General features: G+C 72.4%; 13 protein-coding genes. 1 reads left to right on the top strand and 12 read right to left on the bottom strand.

The annotated features are described in order from the left end of the window. Positions 1-51: 51 nt before the first annotated feature. The 4 genes from ACYQ77_RS24615 to ribH form a co-directional block, all read right to left on the bottom strand. The gene (locus ACYQ77_RS24615; RefSeq protein ID WP_459715183.1) at positions 52-1,080 is read right to left on the bottom strand and encodes a GDSL-type esterase/lipase family protein; all 1,029 of its coding nucleotides are present in this window, start codon (positions 1,078-1,080) and stop codon (positions 52-54) included. Between the two features lie 132 nt (positions 1,081-1,212). Continuing rightward, the gene (locus tag ACYQ77_RS24610) at positions 1,213-1,620 is read right to left on the bottom strand and encodes a Rieske (2Fe-2S) protein (RefSeq protein WP_459715181.1); all 408 of its coding nucleotides are present in this window, start codon (positions 1,618-1,620) and stop codon (positions 1,213-1,215) included. Positions 1,621-1,841: 221 nt separating this feature from the next. Continuing rightward, a complete protein-coding gene (locus tag ACYQ77_RS24605) occupies positions 1,842-2,282 on the bottom strand; it encodes a PH domain-containing protein (RefSeq protein WP_459715179.1) in 441 nt (146 codons plus the stop codon). Beyond that, positions 2,282-2,779, bottom strand: coding sequence for a 6,7-dimethyl-8-ribityllumazine synthase (ribH, locus tag ACYQ77_RS24600; protein ID WP_459715178.1), 498 nt, complete (start codon positions 2,777-2,779; stop codon positions 2,282-2,284). The genes ACYQ77_RS24605 and ribH overlap by 1 nt, the downstream gene beginning before the upstream one ends. Positions 2,780-2,946: 167 nt before the next feature. On the opposite strand from ribH, the gene ACYQ77_RS24595 reads away from it, so the two are divergent. Further along, positions 2,947-3,570: an NAD(P)-dependent oxidoreductase gene (locus tag ACYQ77_RS24595; protein ID WP_459715176.1), complete on the top strand. Its 624-nt coding sequence runs from the start codon at positions 2,947-2,949 to the stop codon at positions 3,568-3,570. Positions 3,571-4,438: 868 nt separating this feature from the next. On the opposite strand, the gene ACYQ77_RS24590 is transcribed toward ACYQ77_RS24595, so the two are convergent. The 8 genes from ACYQ77_RS24590 to def form a co-directional block, all read right to left on the bottom strand. After that, on the bottom strand, positions 4,439-5,326 hold the full coding sequence (locus ACYQ77_RS24590; protein WP_459715174.1) for a dioxygenase family protein: 888 nt from the start codon (positions 5,324-5,326) through the stop codon (positions 4,439-4,441). 39 nt (positions 5,327-5,365) lie between these two features. Continuing rightward, positions 5,366-6,607, bottom strand: a complete 1,242-nt coding sequence (locus tag ACYQ77_RS24585; RefSeq protein ID WP_459715173.1) for a bifunctional 3,4-dihydroxy-2-butanone-4-phosphate synthase/GTP cyclohydrolase II — start codon at positions 6,605-6,607, stop codon at positions 5,366-5,368. Next, positions 6,600-7,262, bottom strand: coding sequence for a riboflavin synthase (locus ACYQ77_RS24580; RefSeq protein WP_459715171.1), 663 nt, complete (start codon positions 7,260-7,262; stop codon positions 6,600-6,602). The genes ACYQ77_RS24585 and ACYQ77_RS24580 overlap by 8 nt, the downstream gene beginning before the upstream one ends. 2 nt (positions 7,263-7,264) lie before the next feature. After that, the gene (gene rpe, locus ACYQ77_RS24575; RefSeq protein ID WP_459715799.1) at positions 7,265-7,942 is read right to left on the bottom strand and encodes a ribulose-phosphate 3-epimerase; all 678 of its coding nucleotides are present in this window, start codon (positions 7,940-7,942) and stop codon (positions 7,265-7,267) included. A gap of 30 nt (positions 7,943-7,972) precedes the next feature. After that, the gene (locus ACYQ77_RS24570) at positions 7,973-8,953 is read right to left on the bottom strand and encodes an asparaginase (protein WP_459715169.1); all 981 of its coding nucleotides are present in this window, start codon (positions 8,951-8,953) and stop codon (positions 7,973-7,975) included. Between the two features lie 73 nt (positions 8,954-9,026). After that, positions 9,027-10,466 carry an RsmB/NOP family class I SAM-dependent RNA methyltransferase gene (locus ACYQ77_RS24565; protein WP_459715167.1) on the bottom strand — a complete coding sequence of 480 codons (1,440 nt, stop codon included), beginning with the start codon at positions 10,464-10,466 and terminating at the stop codon, positions 9,027-9,029. Then, complete coding sequence (fmt, locus tag ACYQ77_RS24560; protein WP_459715165.1) at positions 10,463-11,389, bottom strand: methionyl-tRNA formyltransferase; 927 nt, start codon at positions 11,387-11,389, stop codon at positions 10,463-10,465. The genes ACYQ77_RS24565 and fmt overlap by 4 nt, the downstream gene beginning before the upstream one ends. Beyond that, positions 11,390-11,938, bottom strand: a complete 549-nt coding sequence (def, locus tag ACYQ77_RS24555; RefSeq protein WP_459715163.1) for a peptide deformylase — start codon at positions 11,936-11,938, stop codon at positions 11,390-11,392. Positions 11,939-11,978: the final 40 nt, after the last annotated feature.

The following is an 11,978-nucleotide window of genomic DNA, read 5'->3' as shown; positions in this document are numbered from 1 at the left end:
CAAACGGAAGGGCACGACCGGAACCCCGGCCGTGCCCTTCACGTCATCCGCCTACTGAACGGCGTGCACGTTGCCGTCCGCGCCGACCAGGCACCGAGCCGAGTTGGCGCCCGAGTTCACGAACTCGGTGACGCACCTGCCGAGCTGCGCGTGGCCCTTCGCGTTGGGGTGGAACGATTCCTGTGCCATGTGGATGCCGACCGCGTCGAGGCCGCCCGTCACCCACGCCCACGGGTCGACCTTCACGCGGTTCTGCCACTCGGTGGACGAGTCGCCGTAGCCGCTGCACGCCTCGTGGCCCTCGGTGGCCCGGGAGAAGTCCAGGAACTTGGCGCCCGACCGGGACGCGACGCCGCGCAGTGCCTCGGACAGTTGCGGGACCGCCTCGGTCCTGCCGTAACCCGCGTCGGCCAGTTTGAACGGGCAGCCCTGCGGGCCGTGGAGGAGCGAGTCCATGCGTTCGGTCAGCGGGGACGCGTAGGAGGTGAGGATCAGGTTGTAGGAGCCGGGTGCGTAGCCGGCCTGCGACATGGCCGTGCGCACGTCGGCCAGCGCGACCTCGACGCGGGGCGCCATGGCGGCGAGGCGCTGCGGCCACTCGGTGCGCAGCTTCGTGCGACAGCCGGAGCTGAACGGGTCGAACCACTTCGCGATGCAGTCGAGGATGGTGTCGGCGAACGCGGGCTCGTCGTTCGCGCCGACCTGGACGACGACGGTCGTCACGCGGTACTGCTGGGCGATGCCGATCAGGCGGCGCGCCTGCGAGCCCTCGGTGTAGTGCGTGGTGTCGGCCAGCGACACGTTCGCGGCCTCGGCCCCGCTGCAGGCGATGTTGATGGTGCGGTCGGCGACCGCGGTCTTGTGGACGAGCGCGTTGGCGGACCGGTGGCACCAGTTGCCGTTCTCGCCGCGCGTCCCCTCCTCGTAGTTGCCCGCGCCCTCGCCGGAGATGGCGCTGTCGCCCAGCGACACGATGGCGGTCGGACGGTCGTCGGCGACACCGGCCGCCGGAGTGGCGAGCGTGAGACCGCCCGCGAGTAACGCCCCCAGCGCGAGGGCAGTGATCTTCGTTGATCGCATGACCTGAACTCCCCGAGCTACGCGGCGGTCATGTCCGCCTACGTTTTGTTACGGCCCAATCACACTACGGTGTGCTGTTGCGAGCCGCTATAACCCGAACGGACCTCACGTTCGCTCGGGGAGTTCACCTGGTCAGGCGAGCACGACCTGGTCGCCCTCGACCTTGACGCCGATCGTGGGCAGCGGCTGCGTCGCGGGGCCCTTCTTCACCGAGCCGTCCTCGGTGGCGAACTCGCTGCCGTGGTTGGGGCAGACCGCGACGCCGTCCTTCGGCGCGTCCACGATCGTGCCCATGTGGGTGCAGGCCGCGTTGTAGGCCTTCACCTCGTCACCCGTGCGGGCGAGGAGGATCTTGCCGCCCGCCGGGTTGTCGACGATGAGGCCGCCGCCGTCCGGCACGTCGGCGAGCGCCGCGAGTCCCTGCCCGCCGCCGGCCGGCGCGCCACCGCCGCCAGTCGTGGTCGTGCTCGTGCCGCCGCTCGACGAACCGCCGTCGGAGCAGGCGGCGACGAGCGCACCTGGGGCGACGAGCGCGACCATCAGGCCACACAGGACATCGCGGCGCGACCGGGTGCCGGTCGTGGGGGTGTTCGTGGGCGTGGTGGGTTCGAGGGCAGTCAAAGCCAGGCCTCCAGGTGTCTTCGGCTGATCTACACGAAGCCCTACGCACCCACCCGGCGAAAGGTTCAGCGGGTTGCCCCGAATGGCGACCGGCACGGTGGTGGTGCGAACGGCGCGAATCCCCGAAGGACCCCGGTTCGTCAGCTGGTCTCGGCCTTCTCCTCCGCCTCGCGGCGCAGGCGGCGCAGCTCGCGCATGGCGGCGACGGCGTGCTCGCCGTCGATGGCCTGCACGGCCAGCACCGGGACGTACTCGTCGTCCGGGAGTTCCAGGCGGGCCCACGCGGAGCCGTCCGGGAAGCTCACCGACTCGATGTCCGACCACGCGTACCGGCGGCTGCCCAGCATGTTGCGGACCTCGACGCCCTCGAGGTCGGCGCGCACGCGGGGCCGCCCGAACATCAGCGCGCCGCACGCGAGCAGCAGGCCGATGCCGACCATCGCGATCTGGTCGGACAGGTAGAAGTACACGCCGGTCGGGGTGTTGCGCAGCAGGATCGCGACCACCGTGAACACGGCGACGAAGAGCACCGCGCCGACCACCGACAGCACGCGGACCTTGCGCGGGCGGGCCGTGAACATCACTCGAACCCCCGCTCCGTCCACGGCTGGCGCAGGCCACGGACCACCATCGCGGTGTCCAGCGCGGCGACGGTCGCCTCGAAGCCCTTGTCCTCGGTGGAGTCCGGCAGCCCGCAGCGGTCCAGCGCCTGCTGCTCGTCGTTCACGGTGAGCACGCCGTTGCCGACCGGGGTCGACTCGTCGAGCGACACGCGGGTGAGGCCGTAGGTCACCGCGTCGCACACGTACTCGAAGTGCGGGGTGCCGCCGCGGATGACCACGCCGAGCGCGACGACCGCGTCGTGGTGCTTGGCCAGCTCCTGGCACACGACCGGCAGCTCGATCGCGCCCGGCACGCGGACCACGGTCGGCTCCTTCACGCCCGCCTTGGCCGCGGCCGCGAGCGCGCGCTCGAGCAGTGTGGACGTGATCCTGTCGTGCCACCGGGTGGCCGCGATCGCGAGGCGGATGCCTTCGCACTCCTGGACCTCGACCTCGGGACGGCCTTCGCCACTCACGCACGCGCCTCCTCGCCTCTGAACACCCGAAATTATCCCCCTTCGCGCCCCGCGGGTCGCGACCGGCTCGTGAACCACTCGAGAAAACCGACCGTTCGGCCGGTTTTCGGCGTGATCGTCGGGTCTGCCCGGAAGACTGGAACCCCACCCACGAGAGGGGAAACGCCATGAAGGTGGCCGTGTTCGGCGCGGCGGGGCGCACCGGTGTCGAGGTGATCCGCGCGGCGCTCGCCAAGGGGCACGAGGTGACCGCCGTCGTCCGCGACGCGTCGGCCGTCACCGAGGAGAAGGTGACGGTGGCCGTCGCCGACGTGCACGACCAGGACCAGGTCACCGCGGCGGTCGCCGGCGTGGACGCTGTCATCTCCACCCTCGGCGGCAAGCCGAGGCAGCCGACCTCCGTCTACTCCGACGGCATCGTCAAGATCACCACGGCGATGCGGGCGGCGGGCGCGCGGCGGCTGCTGTGCCTGTCGACCGGCGCGCTCGACCAGAGCAGGACGCCCGCCATGCAGCGGTTCGTGCAGGGCATCATCGTGAAGCTCGTGTTCAAGTACGGCCACGCCGACATGGGCAAGATGGAAGAGCTGCTGCGTGACGTCGACGATCTCGACTGGACCGTGGTCCGCGTGCCCGGCCTGACCGCCAAGGCGGCCACCGGTGAGTACCGGGTGGCACCGGCGCCGCTGGACAAGCCGTCGATGGTCGCCCGCGCCGACCTGGCCGACTACCTGGTCGCCGCCCTCGACGACGCGGACACGTACCGCCGGATCATGGAGATCAGCAACTAGCGCGACGGCGGCCTGCCACCGCCGGGCGCGCGGCCCCGGTGGCTCCGTCTCGGTGTCGACGCCGATCGCCCGCCGCGCCGGGAACCCTCTCGCGACATCGCCTGCCGTGGTGGCGATCACCGAGGTGGACACCCCTCCGCCGCGGTGCCGACCGAACTGATGCGGCCACCGCCGCCCGTCCGGGACGGCCCAACGCCACGGTGGAGCACCACCCAGACGCCTCGGGGTCCCGTCCTGATGCTGGTCACGCTCGAGGCGGACGACCCCTCGAGCGCGGTACCGACGGCCACCACGTCGGGTGGCTCACCGCGACGGCGACGAACCGCCCGGACCACCGCCGGGCGCGCCACCGCCGAGTGGGCTCCGCCTCGGGGTCGACGCCGACCGCCCGCCGCACCGAGAACCCTCCCCCGACATCGCCTGCCGTCGTGGTGAACACCAAGGCGGACACCCCGTCGCCGCGGTGCCGACCGACCCGGTCCGGCCACCGCCGGGTTCACCGCCGCCGAGTGGGCTCCGTCTCGGTGTCGACGCCGATCGCCCGCCGCGCCGGGAACCCTCCCCCGACATCGCCTGCCGTCGTGGTGAACACCAAGGTGGACAACCCGTCGCCGCGGTGCCGACCGACCCGGTCCGGCCACCGCCGCCCGCGTCGAGTGGCTCACCGCGACGGCGACGAACCGCCCAGGCCGCCATCGCCGGGTGCGCCGCCGCCGAGTGGGCTCCGTCTCGGTGTCGACGGCAACCGCCCGCCGCGCCGGGAACCCTCCCCCGACATCGCCTGCGTGGTGGCGAACACCAAGGCGGACAACCCGTCGCCGCGGTGCCGACCGACCCGGTCCGGCCACCGCCGCCCGCATCGGGTGGCTCAGCGCGACGGTGGCGGACCGCCGGGTGCGCCGCCGCCGGTGGGGTTCGTCGTGGTGTCGATGCCGACCGCGAGACGGACCGTGTAGCCGCTCGCGACGTCGCCGGTCACGGTGGCCAGCTGGGACGCGCCACCGTCGTCGCCGAAGACGTTGTCTGATTCCAGGGTGACGCGGGACAGGTTCGGCACGGAGTCCTCGTAGCCGCTCTCGGCGTAAACCGTCTCGCACACGTCCTTCGGCAGTGCGACCTGGGAGGTGGCGATGGCGTTCGCCGCGTCGGTGATGCTTGCCTGGCCGGGGTAGACCTCGAAGTGGACGTGCGGCCACCTGCCGTCGTAGCAGGCCGGGAACACGCTGGTGAAGGTCACCTTCCCGGCGCTGTCGGCGATCTGCACACCACGCAGGAAGTTCTGGTCCTCGACGCCGTCGGAGTACAGCGAGTAGCCGCCCTCGCGGCTGCAGTGCCACACGTAGACGGCGACGCCCGCGAACGCGCCACCCCCGCCCGCGAGATCGGCAACGGTCAGCTCGAGCGTCATCGGCACGCCCTCCGCGGTGCCGCTGAACTCGCCGAAGCTCGACCGGATGTCGCTGCGCACGATGCCGCTCTGCTCGAGCACGTCCGGCCCGTTCGACCCGTCGCCCGGGTACGGACCGGCCGTCTCGTCCGGGATCTCGCCCGAGGCGCCCGCCGACGAGGGTGAGGTCGTGGCCGGCGACGAGGTGCCGGCACTGCACGCGGTCAACCCCACGGCCGCGGCGCCGAGACCGAGGAACCGCAGCGCGCGGCGACGGCTGTGCAGTGTGCCGAGGTCGAACCCCAAGCCCTGGTCGACGACCTCGTCGTGCGGTCGGGGCAGTGGACGGCCCTCGTAACTCCCTGTCATGCCACCGACGTTAGGGCGGGCGTCTGTGCGTCGCCTGTGCTATCCCTGTGTCGAGCCCTCGTACAGCTCCAGGTCACCCAGCTCGTGTCCCATGCGGTCGCGCTTGGTGCGCAGGTACCGCAGGTTCTCCGCGTTCGGGCGGATCGGCAGCGCGACGCGGTCCACGATGGTGAGCCCGTAGCCGTCCAGGCCGACACGCTTCGCCGGGTTGTTCGTCAGCAGCCGCATCGACTTGATGCCCAGGTCGACGAGGATCTGCGCGCCCTGCCCGTAGTCACGCGCGTCGGCGGGCACGCCCAGCGCCAGGTTCGCGTCGACGGTGTCGGCGCCGTTGTCCTGCAGCTGGTAGGCCTGCAGCTTGTGCATGAGGCCGATGCCGCGGCCCTCGTGCCCGCGCATGTACAGCACGACGCCCCGGCCCTCGGCGGCGACGGCGGCGAGCGCGGCGTCCAGCTGCGGGCCGCAGTCGCAGCGCAGCGAGCCGAACACGTCGCCGGTCAGGCACTCGGAGTGCACGCGGACCAGGACGTTCTCGCCGTCCTCGATGTCGCCGTAGACCAGCGCGACGTGCTCGATGCCGTCGAGCTTGGAGTCGTAGCCGACCGCCCGGAACGTGCCGTGCGCGGTCGGGATCCTGGCCTCGGCGACCCGGACGACCTGCACCTCCTTGCGGCGGCGGTAGTCGATGAGGTCGGCGATGGAGATGATCGTGAGGTCGTGCTCGGCCGCGAAGACCTCCAGCTCCTCGCGGCGGGCCATGTCGCCCTCGTCCTTCTGCGACACGATCTCGCACAGCACGCCCGCGGGCCGCAGCCCGGCCATCACGGCCAGGTCGACGGCGGCCTCGGTGTGCCCGGGGCGGCGGAGCACGCCACCCTCCTTCGCCCGCAGCGGCACCACGTGACCGGGCCGGGTGAAGTCACTCGCGACCGACTTCTGGTCGGCGAGCAGGCGGATCGTGTGCGCGCGGTCGGCGGCGGAGATGCCGGTGCTCACGCCCTCCCTGGCGTCGACGGTCACCGTGTACGCGGTGCCGCGCACGTCCTGGTTGGTGTGGAACATGGGCGGCAGGTCGAGGCGGTCGCAGTCGGCCTCGGTGAGCGGCACGCAGATGTACCCGGACGTGTAGCGGACCATGAAGGCGAGCAGCTCGGGCGTCGCCTTCTCGGCGGCGAAGATCAGGTCGCCCTCGTTCTCGCGGTCCTCGTCGTCGACGACGATCACGGGCCGGCCCGCGGCGATGTCCGAGATCGCCTTCTCGATGCCCTGGATGTCACTCATGAGCGACGGCCTCCTCCGACGACGACGTGACGCCATTGTGCTCCGCGGGAGCCCCCGCGCCGCGCAAGTGTGGCAAGGCCAACCGCTCGACGTACTTGGCGACGACGTCGACCTCCAGGTTGACGCGGTCGCCGGGCGTGCGGGCCCCCAGCGTGGTGGCGCGCAGCGTCTCGGGGATGAGGCTGACGGTGAACCAGTCGTCACCCACCTCGACCACGGTCAGCGACACGCCGTCGACGGTGATCGAGCCCTTCTCGACCAGGTAGCGGGCGAGGTGGGGCGGGATCCCGATGCGCACGACGTCCCAGTGCGCCGACGGGTCGCGGGACAGGACCACGCCGGTCCCGTCCACGTGACCCTGGACGATGTGCCCGCCGAACCGCTTGCCGACCTCGGCGGCGCGTTCGAGGTTGACCGGTTCGCCCGCCGCGATCTTGTCGAGGCTGCTGCGCACCAGCGTCTCGCGCATGACGTCGGCGGTGAACGCCCCGTCGGCGACCTCGACGACGGTGAGGCACACGCCGTTCACCGAGATCGAGTCGCCCTGTCTCGCGTCGCTGGTGACGAGCGGTCCCGCGACCGTGATGCGCGCGGCATCCGGCAGGTCCTGGACGGCGACGACCTCGCCGCGCTCTTCGACGATCCCCGTGAACACGCCTACATCGTCCTTCTGTCGGCCGAGGAGCGCATCGTTCCTCGTGCTAGATCCCGGAGCGCCTCGACCGCCTTTGCCGGGTCGTCGGCGCCGTACACCGCGGAGCCCGCGACGAAGCAGTCGACGCCGGCCGCCGCGGCCTGCTCGATCGTGTCGGCGTTGATGCCGCCGTCGATCTCCACCAGCACCGTCAGCTCACCGGCGTCCACCATGGCCCGCGCCTTGCGGACCTTGTCGAGCACGTCGACGATGAACTCCTGCCCGCCGAACCCCGGTTCGACGGACATCACCAGCAACGTGTCGTAGTGGCTCAGCAATTCCACGTAGGGCTCGAACGGCGTCTTCGGCTTGATCGACAGCCCCGCCCTGGCACCGGCGGCGCGGATGTCGTGCGCGACCTTCACCGGGTCGGCGGCCGCCTCCACGTGCACGGTCACGTTGTGCGCGCCCGCCTCGGCGTACCCGACCGCCCACCGGTCCGGGTCGTCGATCATGAGGTGGCAGTCGACCGGGATGTCGGTGCTGGCCAGGATCGACTTCACCACGGGCAGCCCGAGCGTCAGGTTGGGCACGAAGTGGCCGTCCATGACGTCGACGTGCAGCCAGTCCGCGCCGCGGACGGCCTCGGCCGCCTCGGCGAGCCGGGCGAAGTCGGCGGACAGGATGCTGGGCGCGATCATCGGCGTTCGTGGCACCTGTCGAGCCTATTACTACCGGTACAGGTCGAACGCCTGGGTGATCTGTGATCTCTGTGCGTGATCGGCGAGCAGCAACGTCAGCAGGACCCGCGACTTGGCGGGGTCGAGGAACCCCGACTGGATGAGACCGCGGTCGAGCAGGTCACGCTCGGAACCCGGGTAACCGTAGGTGTGCCGCAGCACCGACCCGGCGCCGGTCCTGGTCGACAGCACGACCGGCACGCGGGCGGCCTGCTCGGCCACCACCGGCACCATCGTGGCGGGCACGTGCCCCGCGCCGAGGCCCGCGATCACCACGCCGTCGAACAGGTCACCGGAGCGGCGCAGCAGTTCCCCGTCGTCGCCCATCGCGACCGTGATCAGCCCGACCCGGACCTCGGTCACCCTGGGGTGCGCGGGCAGGGTCAGGCCGGTGCGGGCCACGCCGCGGATGCGCGGGTCACCCTCGACGACCAGGCCGAGCGGCCCGAAACCGGGTGAGACGAACGCGCCGGTGCTGCTGGTGTGGCTCTTGCGGACGAACCGGGCGCCGTGGATCTCGTCGGACATCACGACGAGCGCGCCGAGCCCGCGCGCGGCCGGGGACAGCGCGACGCGGATGGCGGCGTACAGGTTCGCCGGACCGTCGGGGCCCGCCGAGTGCGGGTGGCGCATGGCGCCGGTGACGATCACGGGCGCGTCGCCGGGCACGGTCAGGTCGAGGAAGAACGCGGTCTCCTCGATGGTGTCGGTGCCGTGCGTGATCACCACCCCGGTCGCGCCCGCCGCGATCTCCTCCCGGACGCGCGCCGACAGCGCGACCAGGTCGGCGAACCCGAGCGACGGGCTGGGCAGCGACCGCAGCGACTCGGTCGTGATCTTCACGTCCAGCTCGGCCAGGCCCGGCACGGACGCGACCAGGTCGTCGGCGCCCAAGGCGGGCACGATCCCGCCGCTGGCGCTGGGCGCCATGGCGATCGTGCCCCCCATAGAAATGACCGCGACGTGGCTCACGACTCCCCCTCGCAGGCTCCGGGGAGCCGCTCGCGGTCGCCCTGTGTTCGATGATTCGCTCCGCAAGCTCCGCTCATTTGCGCAGCAACGCGCAGAACATGGCGTCCGTGCCGTGCCGGTGGGGCCACAGCTGCACGTACGGCCCGTCACCCAGCCCCGGCATCTCGGGGAACGACTCGCGGGTGTCCAGTGCGGTCACACCGGTGCGGCGGACCACGTCCGACACGACGCCGACGGTCTCCGAGAGGTGCGGCGAGCACACCACGTACCCGACCACGCCGCCCGGACGCACCAGGTCGACGGCCGTGAGCAGCAGCTCGCGCTGCAGCTTCGTCAGCTCACCCACGTCCGACGGCTGGCGCCGCCACCGCGACTCCGGGCGGCGGCGCAGCGAGCCCAGCCCGGTGCACGGCGCGTCCACGAGCACCCGGTCGAACGTCCCCGGCGCCAGCCCGAGCGCCGCGGGCGACCGGCCGTCACCGACGTGCACGACGATCGGCAGCCCCTCGGTCGCCTGCTCCACCAGCCGCGCCCGGTGCGGCGCCTTCTCCACCGCGTCGAGGCGACCGCCCTGGATGGCGAGCAACGCACCCAGCAGCGCCGACTTCCCGCCCGGCCCGGCACACAGGTCCAGCCAGCGGCCCTCGTCGCCATCGACCTCCGGCCTGGTCAGCGCGACCGCGCACAGCTGGCTGCCCTCGTCCTGCACGGACGCGAGCCGCTCCCGCACCGGGTCCAGCCCGGCCGGGTCGCCCGCGCCCGCGGCGAGCCGCACCCCGTACGGCGAGTACGGGGCGACGTCGCCGCCGGTCATGGCGGCCAGCTCCTCGGCGGTGATCTCCCCCGGCCGCGCGACCAGGTGCACGGCTGGCCGCTCGTTGTCGGCGGCCAGTGCGGCCGCCAGCTCGTCGCCGGTGGTGCCGAGCGAGTCGGCGAACGCGCGGGCCACCCAGCGCGGGTGCGCCTCACGCATGGCGAGGTTGCCGATCCGGTCCTTCTCGGGGTCCGGGGCCAGCTCGTCGAGCCACTCCTCCTCGGACCGCTCGGCGACCTTGCGCAGCACGGCGTTCACGAACCCGCTGCTGCGCGACCCGTGCCCGGCCCGCACCAGGTCGACGGTCGACGCGACCGCGGCGTGCGACGGGATGCGGGTGCGCAGCAGCTGGTAGACGCCGAGCCGCAGCACGTCGAGCAGCGCGGGCTCGACCTTGGCGAGCGGCCGGTCGACACAGGCCTCGAGCACCTGGTCGAGCAGGCCGATGCAGCGGCAGGCGCCGTAGGCCAGCTCGGTGGCGAGTGCCGCGTCGCGGCCGGTGATCCGCCGTTCGCGCAGGATCTGCGGCAGCAGCAGGTTGGCGTAGGCGTCGCGGGCGCGGACCTCGCGGAGCGTGTCGAGCGCCGCCTGCCGGGCCGGGTCGTCGACGGGGGGCCTGCCGGGGCCGCCCCTCGGCTTCGGGGGGTGGGGCGTGCGAGGCCGGGAGAACCTCGCCGGGCGCCGTCGTGGTTGGGTCACTTCAGCCGCTCTCCTGGTTCGACGCGCGCGCCCCGCGCCCAGTCGGTTGCCGCCATTCTCTTCTTGCCCGGCGCCTGCACCTCGCCGAGCGCGACCGGGACGGTCGCGGTGCCGACGAGGACCCGCTTGCGTTCGACCCGCAGCTCCCCCGGAGCGAGCCGTTCGGCGTCGGTGGGGGTCACCGGGCCGAGCTTGATCCGTTCACCCCGGAACTCCGCCCAGGCGCCGGGGTCCGGGGTGACCGCGCGGGCGAGCCGGTCGACGCCGACCGCGGGTGCGGTGAAGTCGAGCTTCGCGTCCTCGGTGGTGATCTTCGGTGCGTAGCTGACGCCGTCGGCGGGCTGCGGCACCGCTTCGAGGGTGCCGTCCTCGATGCCGTCGAGCGTGGACACCAGCAGCCCGGCGCCCGCCTCGGCGAGCCGGTCGAGCAGCACCCCGGCGGTGTCGCCGGGCTTGACCGCCTCGGTGAGCACGCCGAACACGGGCCCGGCGTCGAGTGCCTTGACGATGCGGAACGTGCTGGCGCCGGTGATCTCGTCGCCGTGCCGGACCGCCGCCTGCACGGGTGCGGCGCCGCGCCACGCGGGCAGCACCGAGAAGTGCAGGTTCACCCAGCCGTGCGGCGGGATGTCCAGCGCGGACTGCGGCAGCAGCGCCCCGTACGCCACGACCGGGCAGCAGTCGGGCGCGAGCTCCCGCAGCCGGTCGAGGAACGCCGGGTCGGACGCCTTGGCCGGGGTGAGCACCTCGATGCCGTGCTCGTCGGCGAGCGCGCCGACCGGCGACCGCACGAGGTGGCGGCCACGTCCCGCGGGCGCGTCCGGCCTGGTCACCACGGCGACGACGTCGTGCCGCTCCGACGCGATGAGCGCGCGCAGGGACGGGAGCGCGACCTCCGGTGTGCCCGCGAATACCAGCCGCATCTAGACGGCACCGCCGAACAGCGAGTGCGGGCTCTGCTTGATCGTCGGCGTGGTGCCGTCGAACCACTCGGCCGCGCGGATCTCCTTCATCGCCGCCTTGCGGGTGGCCGCGTCGAGCCGGTCGACGAACAGCACGCCGTCGAGGTGGTCGGTCTCGTGCTGGATGCAACGGGCGAGCAAGTCGGTGCCCTCGATCTGCACCGGCTCGCCGTGCATGTTCCAGCCGCGCGCCACCACGTTCTTGGCGCGCACGCAGTCCCAGTACAGGCCGGGGATGGAGAGGCAGCCCTCCTCGCCGTCCTGCTTCTCGTCGTCCACGGCGGTCCAGGTGGGGTTGACGAGGTGGCCGGCGAACCCGTCGCAGTTGTAGGTGAACACGCGCAGGCCCACGCCGAGCTGGGGCGCGGCCAGGCCGGCGCCTCCCTGGTCCGCCATGGTGTCCCAGAGGTCCTTGACGAGGGTGGCCAGCTCCTTGTCGAAGTCGACGACCTCGGCGGCGGGGGTGCGCAGCACGGGGTCGCCGAAGAGCCGGATGGGCTGGACGGTCACATTGCTCCGATCGGTCTCACGTGGGCGGCGTACGCCAGTC

The sequence above is a fragment of the Actinophytocola sp. KF-1 genome, assembly GCF_054661535.1.
This window is presented reverse-complemented; position numbering and strand designations above follow the sequence as displayed.